Here is a 23,040-nt window from a genome sequence, read left to right as displayed (position 1 = left end):
TCAATGAATAAATGTACTGGAGGATTTTTTAAGTTGACTATTAAAATAACCAATGCAAACCCGGATGATTTATTAGATATATTCAAAATTGAAGAAGCTGGATTTGTTCCGGGACAGGCGGCAACGAAAGAAGCAATTGCCGAAAGAATCGAGCATATTACGGATACATTTTTTGTTGCTCGCAACGAAGATAATAAGGTCATAGGTTTTATTAATGGGCCAGTCGTTAATCAACGATATTTAACAGATGATTTATTTATAAAAACGACCGTAAACCCTGCGAACGGAGGATTCCAGAGTATTTTAAGTTTAGCTGTTTCTGCAAAGTATCAGCATCAGGGAATATCGGATCAGCTACTTAAAGCTATGGAAGGAAATGCGTTATCTAATAAGCGACAAGCGGTTACTCTGACGTGTTTACGCGAACTTATTGGATTCTATGAAAGACATGGCTTTAAAAATGAAGGAATGGCTTTATCTAAGCATGGCGGAGCAGAGTGGTTTAACATGGTTAAGATTATTTAATTATCGGAGAATAATACTTAAAATACCAGGATGAGTACAACTTGCTTGTTGTATTCATCTTTTTTTTGTACACTAAAGTCATTAAAGGGGAGTGACTATGATGGAGACAGATAAAAGTTGGAATTGGTATCATGAACAATGGGGGAAACCGACGTATGAGGATTCCAAGCTATTTCAATTATTGACGATTGGTATTTTTCAAGTAGGTTTGAATTGGAAGATGATTGCCGGAAAACGAGACGTTTTTGCAAAATATTTTTATGATTACGACGTAGAACGAGTGGCCGCGATATTACCTGACGAAATAGAAGTTATGTTGAAAGATAGTGACATGATTAAGAATGAACGAAAAATTAACGCAACGATTAATGATGCTCAAGCAGTTTTAGCCATTCAAAAAGACTTTGGTAGTTTTTCAAATTATTTATGGAAATTTGTTAATGATAAGCCTTTGGTAAATGAATATACTGAACGCGACGAAGTACCAACAAGTAGTGAATTATCAAAAGCGGTTGCTGTGGATATGAAGAAACATGGCTTTACATATGTTGGGCCGATTGTTATGTATATGTTCATGAAAGCTGGCGGAATGGTTCAGGACAACGTATTAAATGAATAAAAAAAGGTAACTAGATTAAACTGTAATCTAGTTACCTTTTTTTATGATGAGAATGAGTCCGTATTTTGCATGTAAACCATCTCGTCGTATGAAATTTGTTCTCGAAGTGAATTAGCTGTTTCTCGTGATATTAGATTTTGTTCCAATTGAAGTTGCACAAAATTGTATTCTAATTGGAAGGCACTTATGAAGATATTATTTTGTGAAATAAGTTCAGTTTCATTTGAAAATGAACGTCTGTGACGGACTGATAAAAATTGTCTGACCATGGTGACAGTCATAGAATTTTCAACAGTTGTAATGGATGTTAAGTAGGTGATTGCGGCCTGGTAGCCAGATTCTTCCATTAAAATAAATTCGTCTTTGGTGCTACTGTAATATTTTTTAAAGGCAGATTTTTGATCTTCTGTAACTTGAGATAAAGCTCTCTTTCCTTTTTTGATTGCAAGTTTTTTAAATAAGCGTAGTAAATAAAATTTTAAATGCATGAATAAATTTTTTAATGAAAATCCACGTGTTGATTGATAGGTGGTAACTAAAAATTTCTCGTACCATGTAACCATTTTTTCTGAAACCTGACCACTCGATAGTAGTTCGCGTAAAATATTTTCTTCAATTTCTTGCGTTTTTTCTAATAGTTCATAAAAATCATTCTTTTTGGGTCGTTTTAAAAAATTCTGTTGATTATATAATGTTTCAATGACTATTTGACGTTCTGGGCTGGGAACCGTCGTCATATTAAGCTGTTCGACTGTATAAACAACCATTTGAGAACGAACATGACTCGTATTTTCTGGAATAGCGAGTTCATTCTTTTTAGGGATCAGACGAGGTAACAAAAGCGTTGGAACAATCATACTAATCAAAATAACAAGTGCTGCCATAAAAATAATTTCATTTCTCATCGGAAATGGGGCACCTGAAATTGTTATTAATGGTAATGAGTAGGCCATTGATAGTGTAATTGTTCCATGAATACCGCTCAAGGCGAATGTTAAATTATCTTTTATTGATGACATATTTAATGCGAAACGGGCCCATAAGAAGCGCATTAACGTCATAACGGCGTAAATACCTAAACTGATGGCGAATAAAATTAATGAATTGAACCCCGAACCTTTGAATAGATCTAATGTGACTGTTGGTAATGTTAAACCTAGAACAACAAAGACAAAGCCATTTAAGGCATCTGTTAACACCTTCCAGAGACTACTTGAGACAAACTGTAGTTTAGTTGAAGATAACCTTAAACGGTCTTTTTGAACGCCGTGAATTAATCCTGCGGCTACGACAGCTAAAATACCTGAAAAACCAAATTCTTCAGAGATAAAATAAATGAGAAAAGGCGTTATGATTTCAATGGGAATCATAACGGCAGTGTCTTCAATATGCCAACTTAACAAAGTCAATCGTATTCTAACGAATATGAGGCCCAGAAAACCACCAATTAAAAGACCACCGAAAAATGATGCGTTAAAAGCGTTTAGACCTTCATTTATAGAAAATGTACCGGAGGCAAAAGCCGTTAAGGCTAAATTAAGGCCAACAATACCGGATGCGTCATTGAACAATGATTCATTTTCTAGCATATTCATCATTGATTCAGGAATCGGTAAATTTTTTGTCACTGAAGAAACGGCAACCGTATCCGTGGGTGTAACAATTGCGGCTAACGCAAATGCTAGAGCAAGAGAAAGTTCTGGCAAGAAGGTGTGAGCTAGAAATCCCGTGACAACAATGGTCAGCCCAACTAGCACGATGGCCAGTGAAAGTGTTGCTAAAATATTTTTGGCCAATGCACGCCTAGACGTATTTTGTGCTTCATTAAAAATAATGGGCGCAACAATCATCATAAAAAATAATTCTGGTTTTAGTTCGAAATGTTGAAAAAGTGGTAATAATGACAATCCTAAACCAATACCGATTTGGTAAAAGGCCTGTGGGATTCTAGGAAATTTAATGGCAAATACGTTTGCGATAACTACGCCACCAAGTAGTAATAAAATAATAGATAAGGAACTCATAATTAAATCCTCCGACAACTTCTTTTAGAATGGACTCTATATTAACACATGTCGGGATTTAACGACATATAAAAAGGACTAAGTTATCTGAAAATAACTTAGTCCTTTCATTTACTATACGAACAAATTAATAATCATGACACCACCAAGTCCGGAGACGGAAACGACTGTTTCCAGAACCGTCCATGTTGCAAGCGTTTCTTTAACAGTTAAATCAAAGTATTCTTTAATCATCCAGAAACCGGCATCATTAACGTGTGAGGCAATTAAACTACCAGAACCAATTGCAATTACCATTAATGCTGGATCAACACCTGTACCTGCCATTAATCCACTAACAAGACCAGCTGCAGTCAATGCAGCAACCGTCGCGGAGCCAAGAGAAACTCTCAGTAGCGCAGCAATTAACCAGCCTAAGAAAAGTGGAGATAATGAAGATGATTCAAACATTTTTGAGATAACATTTGCAACGCCACCGTCGACAAGTACTTGTTTAAATGCGCCACCACCACCAATAATTAATAGTAACATTGCAATTTGTTTAACGGCTACTTCAAGAGATGACATAATATCTTTAACGGGTATTTTGCGTGCGAATCCCATTGAGTAAATAGCAAACAACAGTGAGAGAAGCATAGCCACGCCAGGAGCACCGATAAACATAAAGAATGAATCTACTGAGTTTGGATTTTTTGGCCGTATTCCTTTATTAACGACCATATCGTAGATTGTTGAAATGGCCATAATGATAACGGGGAATAATGATGTTAACGTACTCATTCCAAAACTAGGCGTGTCTTCAAGTTTAAATTCCTTTTGTGTCCCCAATGCGCTCAAATTACCTTTTTGTTTAAATGCTGAAGGAATATATTTTTGGGCAACGACCGCAAAGAGTGGTCCCGCAATTAATGTCACAGGAATGGCTAATATTAAACCATAAATAAGAACCATCCCCACATTAGCATTTAGAGCCGATGCAATGGCCGTTGGCGCCGGATGAGGAGGTAAGAATCCGTGAGTAACTGAAAGTGCAGCTGCCATGGGAATCCCAAGGTATAAGATTGAAATACCCAATTCTGTTGCGATTGCGAAAATAATTGGAATTAATAAAACAATACCCACCTCGAAGAATAAGGCGATACCAATAATAAATGACGCTAATACAACAGCGAGTTGAATCCATTTTCGACCGAAACGATTAATTAAGGTAGTCGCAATTCGGTAAGCACCACCCGAATCTGCTACTAATTTACCAAGCATAGCACCAAATCCGAAGACTAATGATAAATGGCCTAACTGACTACCAATTCCATTTTCAATGGAAGTTGTAATTTTATCTAACGGCATCCCCAAGCCAATGGCAACAACAAATGATGTAATAATTAATGAAACAAATGTATTTAACTTAAACTTAATAATTAATAAAAGTAAAAATAAAATTCCAATAAAAACGATTAAAAGTGGCATAATAACTTTCCCCCAGTAGTACTAGATTTGATGATAATGCTTACGTTGGAAATCAGAAATGTTTTTATATTCAGAACTTAATGATCGACTTAAGCGAACAAAAATAGGTAACAATTCACGATAGACTTCAAAATTTTCTTTTTGTGGTTGATGAACATGCGTCGAACCAATCATATTTTCAACGGCTGACAAATCAGCAATTAAGTGCAAACTTTCCATACCTAAAACGGCCGCACCAAGACAAGAACTTTCAAAACTTTCAGGAATTGTGACTTCTTGCTCAAAAATATCGGCCAATAGTTGACGCCATAATGAAGACTGGGCAAATCCGCCTGTTGCTTGAATTCTAGTTGGACTTCCAGAAACTTCGGTTAACGCTAACATAACCATATCCAAATTAAAGACAATTCCTTCGAGTACGGCACGTGCCATATGTGCACGTGTATGCTGTCGTGTTAATCCGAAGAATGAACCTCTGGCATTTGCATCCCAAAGAGGTGCACGTTCGCCACCAAGATAAGGATGGAAGAGTAGACCATCGGATCCAGCAGGGACTTTTTCGGCAATCTGGGTAATGATTTCGTATGGATCAATCTGCATTTGTTCAGCGGTAATTTTTTCGGGCGTAAATATCTCATCTCTCAACCAACGGAAGACAATCCCTCCATTATTAACTGGCCCGCCAATAACCCATTTATCTTTTGCGAGCGCGTAACAGAATAAACGTCCTTTAGGATCCGTAACGGGATGATCAATAACCATTCTGACTGCGCCACTTGTGCCAATTGTAACGGCTGCAACGCCTGGATCAATAGCGTCGACACCAAGGTTTGAAAGGACACCATCACTTGCGCCAATAATAAATGGTACTTTACGACTAATACCCGTTTTTTTAGAAAATTCTTTATCGAGTCCCGTTAATTGGTAAGTTGTCTCGACTAATTCTGGTAACTTCTCAGGCGTAACTCCGGCTACTGATAGTGCTTGTTCATCCCAATCTAAATTAAAGATATTAAACAAACCTGTTGCTGATGCTAGAGAATGATCAATAACGAGTCGATCGAATAATTGATATAAAATATAATCTTTAATGCCAACGAAGTAGGCTGCTTGACCAAATAAATCTGGTTTTTCATTTTTTAACCAAATTAATTTCGACAACGGTGACATTGGATGGATAGGTGTTCCGGTTTTGAGATAAATTTCATGACCAATCCCTGACTCATTTAAATCATCACTCCATTTGCTGGCTCTATTGTCAGCCCAAGTGATTGATCGTGTAAGAGGTTTGTGATTTTTATCGAGTAATATTAAGCTATGCATCGCAGCGGAGAACGCGACACCTTTTAAATCGGTAGAACTAAGATTTGCTTTTTTGTTGACCTGAGTAATTGCCTCAGTTACAGCAGCGTAAATTTCTTCAGGATCTTGCTCAGCCATTCCATCCTCTTCTTGGTAAAGAGGGTAGCCGATGTTTGCGTATTCAATTACGCTACCTTTAAGATCATATAAAACTGCTTTCGTACTAGTTGTTCCGATATCGACACCGATCATGTATGGCATAGTAGAAATCTCCTTAATTAAATAGTATTGTGGGCGATGTTTTTTAAAGAATTAGTTGGTTAACGCTTACATTATCTTCTTTAGAGAATTATAAAGCAACTAATTAACCTCTATCTAAGATTTGATAGGAGTGGGTAACAAGCTAAGCCAATTAAAAAGATTGAAAAAAAGAGCGCTTGGATATGTTGATGATGATTACCGCGATGCAATAATAAACCTGTGCCTGCGAGAACAATGATGTAACAACCAAGTAATATCAGAAAAACAAAGGTATCCGTGATTGGGTTCAAACTAACAAGTAAGAATAAGCCTAATATTAAAAGCCAATTGCGACTATTTTTTTCCCAGGCTAATGAACCAAAAAATAGAGACTTATACGAAAATTTGCGACGTTTTGTTTTTGTAGACATATAAATCATGGTTGTCATGATAAACCAAACCAAGATAATAAACGGACCTAGATATTGCATGAATGAACCTCATTAAATTTAATTTTTTGAAAATAAAGTTGATAATTTTGTCATAAATATGGATAAGAAACGTTCCGTTTCAACGGCCACTGCTACATCCGTTGTGGCTTCATTTGAATTCAAGCGTCTTTCATCACCAATTGTTCGCCCACTGAAAGGCGATTTTGTGTCAACTTTCATATTAATTGGCAATGTTGTGACCAAAGAGGAATCTATCGCAACTGCGACGGCAAGTGGGTCATGAAGTGCGCAACCATCCAAATTAGTTTTTAGATTTGCGTAGGCTTCAATATAATAATCAACGATATCAGCAAAGGCACGACTCGAAGTACTATTGAGTTGTCGCCATTCTTGTGTTTCTTTTTTTGTTAAAAGTGTTTTAAGTGTCACATCTAGACCAACCATTGTAATTGTTAACTTGCTTTGAAAAACCTCATTTGCTGCTTCAGGATCTTGATTAATATTTGCTTCGGCCACGGGTGTGACGTTTCCGGGAATTGTTAAGGCGCCTCCCATTAAAACGACTTTACCAATTAACGTTTCAATTTCAGGTGATTGCTTAATGGCTAACGCTAAGTTTGTTAATGGTCCAGTTGGGACGATAATTAAATCTGACTGGAATTTTTTTGCAGAGTCAATTATGAAATCAATACCAGATCCTGGATGAGGTGATTGGTCAGATTTTGGAATAGTAATATCGCCTATACCGTTCATACCGTGGATTTCTTGGCTAATTTGCATAGTGTTAAAAGTTTGCGTTGTCATTGAGTGCTTTTCGCCAAGATAAACTGGAATATTGGGTTGACCTAATAGTGAAAGTAAGTTCAAACTGTTTTGAACGCCATCTAGCATCTGCAAGTTACCATAAGATCCCACGATACCAATTAAGTCAATTTCCTCACTAGCAAGCGCATAAGCAATTGCCATTGCGTCGTCAATTCCGGTATCTAAATCTAAAATCATTTTTTTTCTTCCCATAATAAAACCTCCTCAATATTTTATAACTTCAGTTTACCAAAAAAAACGACAAATTGTTATCGTTTCCCCCTATATTTAATGCATGAATGGCAACAATGCTTTATAATAAAAATTGAGAACTAAACAATAGTTAGTGTATTTAAAATATAGTTAAATATGAGGTGACGGCATGGCACAAGAAACATTATTAGATTACTTAAAGAAAGAATTGCCAAAAATAGATTTTGATGGCGATATCGAGTTAGATTGGCAAAAAAAGGATCACACTTTTACGGTAGATTTAACATTTTATGCAGAAAATAAATCGCAACAAGCAATTTTAGATATAGAGGGTATTAACTCTGAGTTACCAATCATATCATTTGGAGATGCCATATTATTATATGATGTAGAGCGTTTTGATCCAAAAGAAGTTGAAAAAGATTATTTAGTTACGTTACCATTTGATGGCAAAGCTGGATGGGAACACTCAGAAGGTGCCGCATTTATTAACTATTTACAAGTGGTGTTAGATAACGGTCAAAGTGATTTGCTAGATTTCTTGAACGATGATGACGCTGAATTTTTCGAACTAGGTTGGTCGGCTAGTGATTTTGAAAAGATTCAAAAAGCACAAAGTACACAAAAAAGTATGCGTTTGGTATACCCAAAATTTTAGGAGGACGTCATTTTGAAGTGGACCGAATTAAGTGTCTTAACTAGTAGTGAAGCTGTTGAAGCCGTTTCAAATATTTTAATTGAAAGTGGTGCCGAGGGCGTTCAAATTGATGACTCAAAGGACTTTGAAAAATTAATGCAGGATAATTTATCTGGGTATGATTTTGGATTTGTTGAGCATCAAATTGAAGGTGCTAAAGTGTCCGCTTTTTTTCCGGAAATAGTATTTATTCCTGAAATATTACCCGTTATCCAAAGTAAGGTTAATCAGTTGGTAGATTTTGGTCTTAATATAGGACAGGGATTAATTGAATCGACCGAAGTTGATGATCAGGGATGGGGATTAGAATGGCAACAATACTACCATCCTGTTAGAGTGACACGTTTCTTAACCATTGTACCAAGTTGGGAGAAATACGAACCCAGCCAGTTGGACGAAAAAGTGATTCGGTTGGATCCAGGGAAGGCGTTTGGAACAGGGACACACCCAACAACTCGACTGGCCTTAGTTGCACTAGAACAAGTCATTCGTGGCGGTGAGACGATGATAGATGTTGGAACCGGCTCAGGGGTTTTAAGTATCGCTGCTAAGCATCTTGGCGTGGGACAAATTGATGCTTATGATCTGGATGATATTGCAGTTGAAGCTGCGATGTTAAATTTTGACTTAAATCCGGTAGCGAGCGATGTTCACGTTGCAGCAAATGACTTGCTGAACGGAATCGAGAAAAAAGTTGATTTAATTGTTGCTAACATTCTGTCCGAAATTATTGTGCCTCTAATTCCACAAGCTAAAAATAGTTTAAATTCTGGGGGTTATTTCGTAACTTCTGGTATCATTGCGGATAAGGTTAATTTAATTAAATCATCACTGATAAATGGTGGGTTTGAAATACAGCAAATATTAAATATGGGTGATTGGTTTTCAATCATTGCAGTTAAAATGGACTCGGAAGGTTAGGGACTAAGGATGCAAAGATATTTTTTGAAATCTAATGAGTTGGTTTTGACGGATGAGGATTTCCATCATGCCACTAAGGTCATGCGTTTAGCAGTTGGTGACAAGGTTGAATTAGTAAAACAGTCGGAGGAAGTTGTCGTTGCAAAAGCAACACAAATTACCGACAGTTTTGTTAATTTTGAGTATCAACTGACAGTAGAATCGCAAGTTGAATTACCAATTGCAGTTACAATTGCGTCAGCCCTTTCAAAAAAAGATAAAGCTGATTGGATTGTACAAAAAGGAACTGAAATGGGTGCCAGCGGATTTATCTTTTTTAATAGTGATTTTTCTATCGCTAAATGGGATCAGAAAAAACAAGCTAAGAAAATTGAACGGCTACAAAAAATTGCTAAGGGCGCAGCGGAACAATCGCATCGAACTGTAATTCCAACAATTTCCTACGTTAATAAGATTGATGAATTATTTCAACAATCTTATGATATTCAGATTGTTGCCTATGAAGAATCAGCTAAGCAAGGTGAGGTCAGTCAATTAAAAAAATCATTTGATTTAATTGAGCCTAATCAAAATTTGATTGCAGTGTTTGGTTCAGAGGGTGGTATTTCCGAAGCTGAAATTAATAAATTATCTTCAGTTGGTTATAAAAAAGTTGGGCTGGGGCCCAGGATATTACGTGCGGAAACAGCTCCATTATACCTGTTGGCGAGTCTTTCATTTTTTAGTGAATTAAGTTAAAATGAAGCATGAGAAAATGAAATGAGGGAAAATTTTTGAAAAAAGTATTAAATATAACTTCTGCATGGTATTTGGCAGTAGGTGTTGCTGTTGGGATTGTTTTACCAATGTTGTTAACCTTGGCCAATGCAAATGACGTTGTGAAGATTGGTGTTTCGTTATTTGTAGTAAATGTGATTTATGCCATTGCTGTTGGTGTCGTTGTAGGTAAAAGTAATCACAGCTTAATTTTTGTTTTTTTCTTCCCGATAATTTTTGTAATTGGCGTCTTATTTCACTTGTTTCAAAGTGTGATGATTCTTTTTGCGCTCATTTATCTCTGCTTGTCGTTATTAACATGGGGAATTTCAAAAAATTAATTATGAATACGTAAGTACGCCGACTGGATTATGTCATCGCGTACTTTTATTTTATATAAAAAGAGGTGTTTAGATATGACAAAAGAAGAAATGTGGAGCGCTAGAGACGTCTTGGAAATCGTTGAAAGCTACATGAATGAAGAACACGTTAAATTTGTACAAAAAGCGTGTGATTTTGCTACGTATGTTCATAAAGACCAATATCGCAAGTCGGGTGAACCCTATATTATGCATCCGATACAAGTTGCTGGTATCTTAGCTGAATTAAAAATGGACCCTGAAACAGTTAGTGCCGGATTTTTACACGATGTTGTTGAAGACACACAGGTTACTTTAGGTGATTTAGGTGAACTTTTTGGAAAAGACGTAGAAGTAATCGTTGATGGTGTTACTAAACTTGGGCAGATTCAATATAAATCTCACCAAGAACAGTTGGCTGAAAATCATCGTAAGTTACTTTTAGCCATGTCTAAAGATTTACGAGTAATTATTGTTAAATTGGCGGATCGATTGCATAATATGCGAACGTTGAAACATTTACGTCCGGATAAACAACGTCGAATTGCGAATGAAACGTTAGAGATTTATGCACCTTTGGCAGATCGTTTGGGTATTAGCACGATTAAATGGGAGCTAGAAGATAGTTCACTGCGTTATTTGAATCCACAACAGTATTATCGAATTGTCCATTTGATGAATTCAAAACGTGAGGAACGTGAAGAATATATTTCCGGTGCGATTGAGGAAATTAAGATATCCATTAGCGATTTGAAAGTTTCGAGTGAAATTTATGGCCGTCCAAAACATTTATATTCCGTTTATAAAAAAATGAAAGATCAACATAAACAATTTTCTCAAATTTATGATCTTTTAGCGGTCAGGGTGATTGTTGGATCAATTAAAGATTGTTACGCAGTACTAGGGGCCATTCATTCGAGATGGAAACCAATGCCTGGCAGATTTAAAGATTATATTGCAATACCTAAAGCTAACTTATATCAGTCACTTCATACGACTGTTGTTGGCCCAGAAGGTCGTCCCTTTGAAGTTCAGATCAGAACTAAAGAGATGCATGAAATTGCTGAATTTGGAGTCGCTGCACATTGGGCTTATAAAGAAGGCGTAAAAGAAAAAGTTCAACAAGATGACGCTGGAACAAAATTAAACTGGTTTAAAGAAATTATTGAATTGCAAGATGAAACCGATGACGCTTCTGATTTTATGGAAAGTGTTAAGGGCGATATCTTTGGCGATCGGGTCTATGTTTTCACGCCAAAAGGTGATGTTTTTGAACTACCTAAAGGTGCGGGACCGCTTGATATGGCTTACAGTATTCATACTGAAATCGGTCATCATACGACAGGGGCAAAAGTAAATGGTAAGATTGTCCCATTAGATTACCAAGTTAAGAATGGGGACATTGTTGATATTCTAACGAGTAAGAGTTCAATGGGGCCTAGTCGGGATTGGGTAAACTTGGTACACACAAATAAAGCGCGTAATAAAATTAAACGTTTCTTTAAATTACAAGATCGTGTTGCTAACATCACAAAGGGTGAAGAGTTACTAACCATTCAACTTATTGATTTAGGTTTTGATCCAAAAGAAGTTATCACTAAAGAAAATATGAAACGACTCTTAGATAAGAAACAATTAGCTGAAGCAGATGATTTGTATGCTGCAATTGGTTTTGGTGAAATTGCAACATTGGGAACAGCTAATACGCTAACTGAGGACATTCGTTCTAAAGAGGAAGAGGTCCGACAAGTAAATGAACAAAAAGCGATTTTGGAAGATCATAAACCACTTAAAAAAGCTGAAACGCCTGATAAGAATCGTAAGAGTAGCCATGATGGTGGCATTGTAATCGATGGCGTTGATAATTTACTTGTTCGACTCAGCCATTGTTGTAATCCAATTCCGGGAGACAATATTATTGGGTACATTACTAAAGGACGTGGTGTTTCAATTCATCGCGTTGAATGTCCCAATGTGATTAAAGCTGAAGAATCTGGTGAACGGATTATTAGCGTAAAATGGGAAAAAGTTACAGATAATAAGGCTAACTATCAATCTGATTTAGAAATTCAAGGCTACAATCGTTCGGGACTTTTAAATGACATTTTACAATCATTGAATAATACAACTAAGCAATTAAGCTCAGTTAATGGTCGTGTAGACAATAACAAAATTGCAACAATGGATGTTTCAGTCGGTGTGAAAGATATCATTCAATTAGAAAGAACGATGGAGACGCTAAAGAGTGTTGAAGACGTGTACGCAGTCAAAAGAAAGATTCATTAATTTTTTTAATGGAGGGTTAAAAATGAAAGTTGTTGTTCAGCGCGTGAAACATGCTAGCGTCACAATAGATGGTCAAGTATTTAATCGGGTTAATGCGGGTTATCTCTTATTAGTGGGATTTAAATTCGGTGATACATCCAATGAAATAGATTATATGGTTAAAAAAATTTCAAACTCTCGATTATTTGAAGATAACGACGGTAAAATGAATTTAAGTATTCAAGAAATTTCGGGAGAGATTCTGTCCATTTCGCAATTTACGTTGTATGCATCAACAAAAAAAGGAAATAGACCTGGTTTTTCGCTGGCAGAAGAACCTGAATTAGCTGAAAAACATTATGAGGAATTCAATCAAAAGTTAGCTAATGTTGTATCCGTTGTAAAAACTGGACAATTTGGAGCAGATATGGCGATTGAGCTTTTAAATGATGGTCCCGTAACAATCATTTTTGATTCTGAACAAAAATAAGAAGGTGTATTAGAGTCAGGTCTCTAGTACACCTTTTTAGGTTTTAATCGATAGAAAGAAGAGGGTTAGATAATGGTAAATAATTATTTTTGGGACTTTGATGGGACACTTTTTGATACTTACCCAGGGATGGTTAACGCATTTCAAAAAGCACTTCAATTACAAAATATTAGTGTTGCCGGTGAGGAGATTTATCAGATTATGCGAGAAAAATCTGTTAGACAGGCAATTCAACTATATTCTAATTTGAACCCAAGTTTGAATGTAGATAAATTAAAAGAAAATTATACTAACTTAGAGATAAAAGAACAGGTTAATGTAAAATTATTTCCGGGTGCCAAGGAAGTTTGCGAATGGGTAACTAACAATGGCGGACATAACTTCCTATTAACTCATAGAAATCAAAGTGCGATTGATATGATGAACGAAAAGCATGTCTTAAATTTATTTTCAGATTTTGTAACTGCGAATCAAAAATTTCCAAGAAAACCAAATCCAGCATCGCTTAATTATCTTGTAGAAAAAAATGGGGTTGATTTACAAACGGCCGCAATGATAGGTGATCGTGAGCTAGACATTGCGGCAGGACATAATGCGGGAATGAAAGGCTATCTGTTCGATTTTGACCAAATGATTACAACTGTCGAAGTTCCAGAAAAACGCGTTTTGAAATTAATCGATTTAATCGAAAAATAAGACGATGACATTTTAGTCATCGTCTTATTTATTTTTGAAATAGTTATCTAAGCCATTAACAATCGATTCAGCCGTTTTTTCTTGGAAATTATCATTTTGAATTAACTTAAAGTCATATTTAGTATTAATGTAGCCAAGTTCCAGTAAAACCGATGGTTGCGTATTTTCTCTCAAAACGAGGAAATCTCCAAATTCGGTTCCACGATTATTGAGACCGGTATTGTTCAGTTCAACGTTTAATGCTGAAGCGAGCGCTAAATCTGTCGATTTCTTATAATAGTAACTGGTTAATCCTGTTGCCTCATTGTCATTGGGTGATGAATCAAAATGAAAACTAATAAATGCGTCTGCATTATTCGATTCAGCAAGTTTTGCGCGCGGTGTTAAACCAACATATGAATCGGAGTCTCGAGTTAAAAGAACGTTAGCGCCACGCGCTTTGAGGAGATTAGCTACTTTTGTCGCCATTTGAAGTGTATAAATTTTTTCTTGTTTCTTTTTAATTGAGAGGGCTCCTGAATCATTACCACCGTGTCCGGGATCTAAAACAATTGTTGCCTCAGACAGTTTTGTGACTGTGGCATTTTTTTTAGAAAGAAGCCAATTTGCAACCCAGCCTTTTTTGTCATTAGGAAGTAAAACATATGACCAATTATTTTTTTCTCGAATAATGGAGATGCGTTCTCCTTTTTTTAAAGTATCGGTTACTTTAAATGACGTGCTAGGTCCTGTACGTACGTTGATATTGTCTGATTCAACAACAGTTTCCCCTAAGTAACTCATCGTTTTCACCGCACCTAAGCATAGGGTGGAAAAGATGATAATCAATAAAATGACTCTTGGCCAGTTTACGCTGGCGCCTTGTTTTCTCCCTGTTGCCATCGACGTGCTCCTTTAACTATCAGAAATTGAATCTAAGTTGTATTATACCAAATATTTGACTAATAGTAAGAATCAATTTTGGGCAATATTGAAAGTTAAGCCACACTTGACTTTAAGGGTGCATTCGGGTAAATTTAAAGGTAATAAAATATTAAAGCCGATGAAAAAGAAATTAAGTTGAATAAAATGAACAGAGAGTGAATGATTTGCTGAAATATTCACCATTTTGATAAACTGAAAGACACTTTTGAGGTGCGTGTGTTTAAACCACATGTCGTTTAAGTTGCGTTAAGCTATTAGTAAAAAATTAAGGTGGTACCGTGCAAAAGCACCCTTGTCGTATTTAGATGAGGGTGCTTTTTTGTCTATATGATGCCCAAAAACAGGAGGATTTATAATGAAATTTCAACGTCCAAAAGGCACTGCTGATATTATTCCAACTGATTCAAAGAAATGGCAATATGTTGAAGAAACGGCAAGAAAAATATTCTCTAGTTATCAGTACGAGGAAATTAGAACGCCACTTTTTGAACACTTTGAGGTTTTCTCAAGAACTTCAGGGGATACTTCAGATATTGTAACGAAGGAAATGTACGATTTTAAGGACAAAGGCGATCGTCATATAACGTTACGTCCTGAAGGAACGGCCGGAGTTGTCAGAGCGTATGTTGAAAATAAACTTTATGGACCAGAAATTCAAAAGCCATTTAAAACGTATTATATTGGACCAATGTTCCGATATGAACGACCTCAATCTGGACGATTACGTCAATTCCATCAAATTGGTGTCGAAGCATTTGGTGTTGATAACCCAACGCTTGATGTTGAAGTTATGGCAATGGCAATTGATTTCTTATCAAAATTTGGATTGACTAATCTGAAATTAGCGATTAATACTTTGGGTGATAACGATAGTCGCGATAACTATCGAGATGCGCTAGTTGCTTATTTAATCCCTTTTAAGGATCAATTAAGCGATGATTCTAAGGCACGTTTGGAAAAAAATCCGTTGCGTGTATTAGATAGTAAAGATAAAGGCGATCAAGAAATCGTAAAAAATGCACCATCAATTCTTGATTATCTGAGTGAGGATTCTCAAAAACATTTTGATCAAGTCAAAGAGTTGCTTGATGCGTTGAAAATCTCATATGAAGTTGATTCAACAATGGTCCGTGGACTTGATTATTATAACCATACTATCTTTGAAATAATGTCTGACTCGAAAGCATTTGGTGGTAAATTTACGACTATCTGCGCTGGTGGACGTTACAACGGGCTTGTCGAACAATTGGGTGGACCTGAAACACCTGGGATTGGGTTTGGTTTGGGTATTGAGAGATTATTACTAGTGCTTGAAGCCGAAGATGCTAAATTGCCCGTTGAACAAGACTTAGACGTTTATGTTGTGGGTATTGGTGAAGAAACAAATATTGAATCATTAAAACTTGTACAGTCAATGCGTAAAGCTGGATTTTCAGTTGAGAGGGATTACTTGAATCGTAAGCCCAAAGGTCAATTTAAATCGGCTAACCGTATGAACGCTCATTTTGTAATGACATTGGGCGAGAGTGAATTAGAAACGCAAACTTTAAACTTTAAAAATATGAAAACAAGTCAAGAAGTTACAGTGAAATTAAGCGATGTTTATACAGATTTTTCAAAAGTATATCAAAACGCATTAAAATTGGAAGTAGAGGCTGATGGAGAATGAAAAGAACAACATATAGTGGTTTAGTTGATGAAACTTTTATTGGTCAAACAGTGACCTTAAAAGGATGGGTTCAAAAACGACGTGATTTAGGAAATTTAATTTTTATTGACCTACGTGATCGTGAAGGTATCGTCCAATTAGTATTTAGCCAAGAATTTGATTCTGAAGCTTTGAAAGTTGCAGAAGAATTACGTAACGAATTTGTCATTGAAATTGAAGGACAAGTCACTGCACGTGATGCTAAAGCAATTAACCCAAGAATGAAAACGGGTAAAGTTGAAGTTGAAGTTCATAATACAATTATTTTAAACAAGGCTAAAACACCACCATTTGAAATACAAGATGATATTAATGTTGCAGATGATACGCGATTAAAATATCGTTATTTAGATTTACGTCGTCCTGAGATGCAAAAATCATTGATGATTCGTAGCCGCATTACACAATCAGTTCATAGCTATTTGGATGATCAAAAGTTTGTTGATATCGAAACACCGTACCTAACTAAATCAACGCCTGAAGGGGCACGTGATTATTTAGTACCTTCACGTGTTTATCCTGGGCACTTCTATGCGTTGCCACAATCACCTCAATTGTTCAAACAATTGTTAATGAATGCCGGTTTTGATCGTTACTATCAAATTGCTCGTTGTTTTAGAGATGAAGATTTGCGTGGTGATCGTCAACCAGAATTTACTCAAATTGATTTAGAGACTTCATTTATGTCTGCTGAAGAAATTCAAGATTTAACTGAAGGTTTATTGAAACGTGTCATGAAAGATACCCTGGATATTGATCTTGAATTACCTTTACAACGTATGACATGGAACGAATCAATGGCAAGATATGGTTCTGAAAAACCAGATATCAGATTTGACATGGAATTAAAAGATATGGCGGAAGCCGTTAAGGATATTGATTTTAAAGTATTTACTAATACTTTGGAAAATGGTGGACTTGTTAATGCAATTGCCATTCCTGGCGGTGCCGATAAGTATTCGCGTAAAGCAATTGATGCTAAGACAGCTTATATTGAACGATTTGGCGCTAAAGGATTAGCTTGGGTCAAGGTGACTGAGGAAGGCTTCAGTGGTCCAATCGCTAAATTCTTGAATGATCACGTTGATGTGATTAAAGAAGTAGCCGGCGCAAATGTTGGCGATTTAATTTTATTTGTTGCTGATAAGGCCAGTGTCGTCCGTGCCTCACTAGGGTACTTACGCAACGATATTGCTAAAGAAATGGACATGATTGATGAAAGTCGATTTGCATTTCTTTGGGTTGTTGATTGGCCATTATTTGAATACAGTGAGGATTTTGATAAGTATATTGCTGCGCATCATCCGTTCACTATGCCGAATGAAGAAGATGTTCATTTACTTGATGAAAATCCGCATGAAGCACATGCGCAAAGTTATGATATCATTTTAAATGGTTATGAATTGGGTGGCGGCTCGATCCGTATTCATAAACGCGATATTCAAGAAAAAATGTTTAAAGCATTAGGATTTACTAAAGAAAGTGCAGAAGAACAATTTGGATTCTTCTTAGATGCACTTGATTACGGCTTCCCACCTCATGGCGGTTTAGCCATTGGGTTAGATAGATTTGCAATGTTGTTGGCTAAAAAAGATAACATTCGTGAGGTTATTGCGTTCCCCAAAAACTCAAAAGCATCAGAACCATTAACCAATGCGCCTAGTTCAGTTGCAACTAAACAATTGGATGAATTATCGTTAAAAATTAATGAACAAGATATGAAATAAGAATGCAAAGACTAATGATTAAGTTCATTAGTCTTTTTTTAAGCAAAAAAATATCAATTTTTGGTGGGTTAAGCTATGCTTAGCACAATAAAAAAAGGAGACGATAACTATGAGTGAAAAAGCAATATTTTCTGGTGGCTGTTTCTGGTGCATGGTGGAACCATTCGAAGAACAACCTGGAATTTTAAACGTTGTGTCTGGATATACTGGTGGACACACAAAAAATCCGACATACGAAGATGTCGTTTCAGAAACGACAGGACATACAGAAGCTGTAGAGATTACGTTTGACCCTAACCAAATTAATTATTCTCAGTTAGTAGATATTTATTGGCGTCAGACTGACCCAACTGATGCAATGGGCCAGTTTCAAGACAGGGGTGAATCTTATCGACCTGTCATTTATACTTTGGGCGATGACCAAAAAAAAGTTGCGGAAGTATCAAAACAAGCGTTAATTGACAGTCATCGTTTTAAAGAACCAATTGTAACAAGTATTGAAGATGCTGGCCCATTTTATGCAGCGGAAGACTATCATCAAGAGTTTTATAAAAAGAACCCAAGACGATTTGTCATAGAAGAAAATGGTGGTCGTCAGCAATTTAAAGAATCCGTATGGAAATCTGAATAGGGTAAAAAGAGACTTTTCGAATACTAATTTCGGAGAGTTTTTTTGTATATATTAAGTTTTAATTGATAAATTAATGTCTAACGGCATATAAATGCAATGAATGGTATAATATTCATAAATTGTCAAAATGAAATGTGAGGTTTTTTGATCATGGACGATCTGCAACAAATTTTTAAAAAGCATTCATATGCGGCCAAAGCTTCAACGGCATTTATTTATGCGATATTAGTTTCCGTTGCGATGAACTTTTTTTGGACGCCAGGTAAAATATATGCATCTGGTATTACCGGACTAGCACAATTGGTGTCAACTTTACTTAGTCGGTACGCACCTTTCCAAATTTCGACTGCCTTATTGCTATTTCTGTTAAATACACCAATGTTCGTTTTAGCTTGGAATAAAATTGGTCATCGTTTTACCGTTTTTACTTTCTTAGCGGTTGTTTTTTCAAGTATTATGATTAAAGCAATTACGCCAGTGACCTTAACGACCGATCCCATTATCTGTGCAATTTTTGGAGGGGCAGTTAATGGGTTTGGAACGGGTCTAGCACTTAGAAATGGTATCTCAACTGGTGGATTAGACATCATCGGGTTAACGATTAAAAAGAAAACGGGTAAAAGCATTGGAACGATTAATATTATTTTCAATGCCTTCATTGTTTTGGCTGCCGGATTTATTTATGGATGGCCATACGCCTTTTATTCTGCCTTAGGGTTATTTGTAAATGCTAGAGTTATGGATATGGTTTATACGAGACAACAAAAAATGCAAGTTATGATTGTAACGAGCCGTCCAAAAAGTGTCATTGATTCGATTCAAAATCATATGCGCCGTGGTATCACAATCGTGAACGACGTTGAAGGGGCATATCATCACGATGATAAAACACTTTTAATTACTGTAATATCAAGATATGAGCAAAATGAATTGCATGATGCAATGGAAGAGTCAGATCCAGTCGCATTCGTTAGTATCTCAGAAAACGTCCAAATTTGGGGACGTTTTTATGAGCAGGCATTATAAATTATAAATTAAAGGATTATTGAGTTATGCAAATTAAAAAAAATCTCTTCTTATTTCTTATCAAAATAATGTCGCTAATAAGTTTCTCTAAAAAGAGTGATAACGTTTCTTATTTAATGAGTTTTGGAGGCAACATTGATTTTATTCAACGATTGAATGAAAGATGTTTAGCGCGTAAGCAACACTTAATTGTTTTTTATCGTCCTTCAATGGAATTAGAAGCCATAGAAATTCAAAAAATAGGTATCGAAACAAAAATGTTTGTTGAAAACATCTCTTTTGTGTTAAATCTAATTCCTTTAATTTCTAAAAGCAGTCTACTTTTTGTTGATAATTACTTTGCTTTCTTAGCGACTATGTATACAAAAAAATCAACGAAAATAGTTCAATTGTGGCATGCAAATGGGGCAATTAAATCATTTGGTTGGGATGAACCTAAAACAAACAACCGTTCGGATTCAGATAAAAAAAGATTTCAGGCAGTTTATGACCAGTTTGATAATTTTATCGTTGGGTCAACTAAAATGGGTGCCGTATTTGAACAAAGTTATCATATTGATACTGATAGGATTTTAGAAATCGGCTATCCTGCCTCAGATAAATTTCAAAATATTGATTGGCAAAATAAAATGAAAAATAATATTTTTGCCAGTTACCCCAATTTAAAGAATAAAAAAGTTATCTTGTATGCTCCCACCTATCGGGAAAATATAAGTGGAGATGTGGCATTAGAGCTACCAGAAGATTTTTCAAATATTCAAAAACTTCTAGATGATGAAACAAAGTTAATTATTAAGTTACATCCACATTTGCGGGATAAGGAAATTGAATTAAAATCAATTTTGTCCAAAGATATCGTTTGGGTAGATGATTACTCAACTGGTGAATTATTGACTATTACGAACTGCTTAATCACTGATTATTCGTCTGTCGTTTTTGATTTTAGTCTACTACCTAACGCTGAACAGATATTATTTTATTGTTTCGATTATCAAATCTATAAGGACAGTATTGGTATTCAATCCGAGTTTCACGAGTGGGCACCAGGACCAATTGTGCAAACAATGAACGAACTAGTTAATGCCTATCAAAAAGTTCAAAATAGTGATAGACAATTAGACACATTTAATTTATTATGGAATACAGCTAATGATGGATACGCAACGAAGCGTGTTCTGGATTATTATTTTAAGTAAATAAGGAGCGTCAACGTATTGAAAAAAGTTATTTCAATTATAAGAGAGCAATTTGAAAATTTACCAATCATATTTAGAGTTTCAAAGTATGAAGATCGAGCAACTTACCAGAGTCATTACCTAGGAATTGCTTGGGAGTTCTTGAACCCAATGATTCAAATCGGAATTTACTATCTTGTTTTCGGAGTGGCATTGCATGCGGGTCAACAAATCGATGGTGTTAATTACTTTGCCTGGATGATGGTCGGGATAGCACCATGGTTATTCATAAATGCAAGTGTACTTGGCATGTCTCGTAGCGTTTATGAGAAGGTTGGATTGGTTGCTAAAATGAAGTTTCCAGTCAGCGTTTTACCGACTATTCGGATGATTAGCCAGATGACTGCATACTGGGTCATGTTTGGTTTTAGTATCATCGTCTTATTATTGTCCGGCGTGACACCGACAATATACTGGTTACAGTATATTTATTACTTCTTTTGTATGATTGTATTTTTATTCTCTTTTGGTATTTTTAATTCGACAATCTCAATTTTGGCTCGTGATTATTATATCGCGCTCCAATCAATCATGAGAATGTTGTTTTACATGTCTGGGATTTTATTCAATTTGAACTCAGGTAGTTTTCCAAAGGTTTTTGTAAGGATTTTACAAATTAATCCGTTTAACTATTTAGTTGCAGGATTTAGAGAGAGTTTTTTGAGTGAAGGCTGGTTCTTTGACCATCCAACTCAACTGTTGTTGTTTTGGTCAATTACATTGATGTTCCTCTTAGTGGGATCACATCTACATTATAAATTTAGAGCTCATTTCGTTGATTTAATTTAAGTTAGAAGAAAAGATTTAGAAAACTTGCCGTAAAACGGGTTTTCTAAATCTTTTTTATAATAAATGGTATAATATTAATAATTAAAAAAACGGAAAAGGGGTAGTGAATCATGTTGATAGGATCACATGTTGGGATGAAGGGGAAAGAAATGTTACTCGGTTCTGCTGAGGAAGCTGCAAGTAACGGCGCAAGTACATTTATGATCTACACAGGGGCTCCTCAAAACACAAGACGTAAAGATGTTTCTGAGATGAACATTCCAAAAGGGCAGGCATTTATGGCGGAACACGGATTAAGTGATATCGTTGTCCATGCACCATATATAATAAATTTAGGTAATACCGTTAAACCAGAAAACTTTTCTTTTGCAATTGATTTTTTGAAAGCTGAAATAGATCGTGCCGAAGCATTAGGAGCTACTCAGATGACACTTCATCCAGGGGCACATGTTGGTGCAGGTGCAGATGCCGCAATTAATCATATTATTGAGGGATTAAATGAAGTGTTGACGCCCGACCAAACGATTCAAATTGCCATTGAAACGATGGCGGGTAAAGGGACTGAGGTCGGGAGATCATTTGAAGAAATTGCACAAATGATTAATGGCGTGAAGTTAAATGATAAGTTATCTGTTACTTTTGATACTTGTCATACTAGCGATGCGGGCTATGATATTAAAACCGATTTTGAATCAGTTATTAAACATTTTGATGATGTTATCGGAATTGATCGATTAAAAGTTTTTCATATTAATGATTCAAAAAATATTCAGGGTAGTCATAAGGATAGACACGCTAATATCGGTTTCGGTGAAATTGGATTTGAGGCGTTGAACAGTATTGTTCATGATGAAAGATTTGCCACCGTTCCTAAAATATTAGAAACGCCTTACGTAGGTTTAGACAAAAAAACGCAACAATCACCATATAAAAAGGAAATAACAATGTTTAAAGAGAACGTATTTAACCCTAATTTATTAGCTGAACTTGGTATGAATTAATTAGATAAATGTCAAAAAAGAAGATAAAACATGAATTATGAGGTTATCTTAAATATTTTATAAAAGATTTATTGACGTCGATTGAGACTTTGGTTATAATGAACAAGGACAGTTTGACGATGCAACTTAATGCATAAAAAGACGGTTACATTCAAGCTCGGAGGGAGGG

22 protein-coding genes and 1 other annotated feature are annotated in these 23,040 nt (G+C 35.8%); of the genes, 16 read left to right on the top strand and 6 right to left on the bottom strand.

The features are described 5' to 3' along the window. Positions 1-33 precede the first annotated feature (33 nt). Positions 34-525, top strand: coding sequence for a GNAT family N-acetyltransferase (locus N0K73_RS02375; RefSeq protein ID WP_225416476.1), 492 nt, complete (start codon positions 34-36; stop codon positions 523-525). A gap of 97 nt (positions 526-622) precedes the next feature. Further along, on the top strand, positions 623-1,144 hold the full coding sequence (locus N0K73_RS02370; RefSeq protein ID WP_430869441.1) for a DNA-3-methyladenine glycosylase I: 522 nt from the start codon (positions 623-625) through the stop codon (positions 1,142-1,144). A gap of 41 nt (positions 1,145-1,185) precedes the next feature. On the opposite strand, the gene N0K73_RS02365 is transcribed toward N0K73_RS02370, so the two are convergent. The 5 genes from N0K73_RS02365 to N0K73_RS02345 form a co-directional block, all read right to left on the bottom strand. Next, the gene (locus tag N0K73_RS02365) at positions 1,186-3,168 is read right to left on the bottom strand and encodes a cation:proton antiporter (RefSeq protein ID WP_112249962.1); all 1,983 of its coding nucleotides are present in this window, start codon (positions 3,166-3,168) and stop codon (positions 1,186-1,188) included. A 114-nt stretch (positions 3,169-3,282) separates the two neighbouring features. Further along, entirely contained in the window at positions 3,283-4,635 is a 1,353-nt protein-coding gene (locus tag N0K73_RS02360; RefSeq protein WP_057973607.1) for a gluconate:H+ symporter, read from the bottom strand. Positions 4,636-4,656: 21 nt separating this feature from the next. Then, positions 4,657-6,198, bottom strand: a complete 1,542-nt coding sequence (gene gntK / locus N0K73_RS02355) for a gluconokinase (RefSeq protein ID WP_112249960.1) — start codon at positions 6,196-6,198, stop codon at positions 4,657-4,659. A 110-nt stretch (positions 6,199-6,308) separates the two neighbouring features. After that, positions 6,309-6,668 (bottom strand): hypothetical protein, encoded by a 360-nt coding sequence (locus N0K73_RS02350; protein ID WP_112249958.1) that lies wholly within the window; start codon positions 6,666-6,668, stop codon positions 6,309-6,311. An 18-nt stretch (positions 6,669-6,686) separates the two neighbouring features. Continuing rightward, a complete protein-coding gene (locus N0K73_RS02345; protein WP_284068602.1) occupies positions 6,687-7,646 on the bottom strand; it encodes a nucleoside hydrolase in 960 nt (319 codons plus the stop codon). A 169-nt stretch (positions 7,647-7,815) separates the two neighbouring features. On the opposite strand from N0K73_RS02345, the gene N0K73_RS02340 reads away from it, so the two are divergent. The 7 genes from N0K73_RS02340 (at position 7,816) to N0K73_RS02310 (ending at position 13,830) form a co-directional block, all read left to right on the top strand. Continuing rightward, entirely contained in the window at positions 7,816-8,304 is a 489-nt protein-coding gene (locus tag N0K73_RS02340; RefSeq protein WP_112249954.1) for a DUF3013 family protein, read from the top strand. A gap of 12 nt (positions 8,305-8,316) precedes the next feature. Then, positions 8,317-9,264, top strand: a complete 948-nt coding sequence (prmA, locus tag N0K73_RS02335) for a 50S ribosomal protein L11 methyltransferase (RefSeq protein WP_112249953.1) — start codon at positions 8,317-8,319, stop codon at positions 9,262-9,264. Between the two features lie 9 nt (positions 9,265-9,273). Further along, the gene (locus tag N0K73_RS02330) at positions 9,274-10,002 is read left to right on the top strand and encodes a 16S rRNA (uracil(1498)-N(3))-methyltransferase (RefSeq protein ID WP_112249952.1); all 729 of its coding nucleotides are present in this window, start codon (positions 9,274-9,276) and stop codon (positions 10,000-10,002) included. A gap of 35 nt (positions 10,003-10,037) precedes the next feature. After that, entirely contained in the window at positions 10,038-10,361 is a 324-nt protein-coding gene (locus N0K73_RS02325) for a hypothetical protein (protein WP_112249950.1), read from the top strand. Positions 10,362-10,436: 75 nt separating this feature from the next. Beyond that, complete coding sequence (locus N0K73_RS02320; protein WP_057973599.1) at positions 10,437-12,665, top strand: RelA/SpoT family protein; 2,229 nt, start codon at positions 10,437-10,439, stop codon at positions 12,663-12,665. Between the two features lie 22 nt (positions 12,666-12,687). Further along, positions 12,688-13,134, top strand: a complete 447-nt coding sequence (gene dtd / locus N0K73_RS02315; protein WP_112249948.1) for a D-aminoacyl-tRNA deacylase — start codon at positions 12,688-12,690, stop codon at positions 13,132-13,134. Between the two features lie 72 nt (positions 13,135-13,206). Then, on the top strand, positions 13,207-13,830 hold the full coding sequence (locus N0K73_RS02310; protein WP_225416475.1) for an HAD-IA family hydrolase: 624 nt from the start codon (positions 13,207-13,209) through the stop codon (positions 13,828-13,830). A gap of 24 nt (positions 13,831-13,854) precedes the next feature. On the opposite strand, the gene N0K73_RS02305 is transcribed toward N0K73_RS02310, so the two are convergent. Then, positions 13,855-14,712, bottom strand: coding sequence for an N-acetylmuramoyl-L-alanine amidase family protein (locus N0K73_RS02305; RefSeq protein WP_112249944.1), 858 nt, complete (start codon positions 14,710-14,712; stop codon positions 13,855-13,857). Positions 14,713-14,863: 151 nt separating this feature from the next. Next, positions 14,864-15,051 (top strand) — a binding site (T-box leader). Positions 15,052-15,109: 58 nt separating this feature from the next. On the opposite strand from N0K73_RS02305, the gene hisS reads away from it, so the two are divergent. The 7 genes from hisS (at position 15,110) to N0K73_RS02270 (ending at position 22,871) form a co-directional block, all read left to right on the top strand. Continuing rightward, positions 15,110-16,423, top strand: a complete 1,314-nt coding sequence (hisS, locus tag N0K73_RS02300) for a histidine--tRNA ligase (protein WP_112249942.1) — start codon at positions 15,110-15,112, stop codon at positions 16,421-16,423. Beyond that, positions 16,420-18,189 (top strand): aspartate--tRNA ligase, encoded by a 1,770-nt coding sequence (aspS, locus tag N0K73_RS02295; protein WP_284068601.1) that lies wholly within the window; start codon positions 16,420-16,422, stop codon positions 18,187-18,189. The genes hisS and aspS overlap by 4 nt, the downstream gene beginning before the upstream one ends. 109 nt (positions 18,190-18,298) lie before the next feature. Then, the gene (gene msrA, locus N0K73_RS02290; RefSeq protein ID WP_112249938.1) at positions 18,299-18,820 is read left to right on the top strand and encodes a peptide-methionine (S)-S-oxide reductase MsrA; all 522 of its coding nucleotides are present in this window, start codon (positions 18,299-18,301) and stop codon (positions 18,818-18,820) included. A gap of 150 nt (positions 18,821-18,970) precedes the next feature. Then, complete coding sequence (locus tag N0K73_RS02285; RefSeq protein ID WP_057973592.1) at positions 18,971-19,846, top strand: YitT family protein; 876 nt, start codon at positions 18,971-18,973, stop codon at positions 19,844-19,846. A 26-nt stretch (positions 19,847-19,872) separates the two neighbouring features. After that, entirely contained in the window at positions 19,873-21,042 is a 1,170-nt protein-coding gene (locus N0K73_RS02280) for a CDP-glycerol glycerophosphotransferase family protein (protein ID WP_112249936.1), read from the top strand. A gap of 18 nt (positions 21,043-21,060) precedes the next feature. Continuing rightward, on the top strand, positions 21,061-21,870 hold the full coding sequence (locus tag N0K73_RS02275) for an ABC transporter permease (protein ID WP_057973590.1): 810 nt from the start codon (positions 21,061-21,063) through the stop codon (positions 21,868-21,870). 110 nt (positions 21,871-21,980) lie between these two features. Further along, entirely contained in the window at positions 21,981-22,871 is an 891-nt protein-coding gene (locus N0K73_RS02270; protein ID WP_057973589.1) for a deoxyribonuclease IV, read from the top strand. The last annotated feature ends 169 nt before the right edge of the window (positions 22,872-23,040 follow it).

The organism is Dellaglioa algida (genome assembly GCF_030127605.1).
Classification (GTDB): domain Bacteria; phylum Bacillota; class Bacilli; order Lactobacillales; family Lactobacillaceae; genus Dellaglioa; species Dellaglioa algida.
The sequence above is the reverse complement of the archived record's forward strand: the minus strand, read 5'-3'. Positions and strand labels throughout refer to the sequence as shown.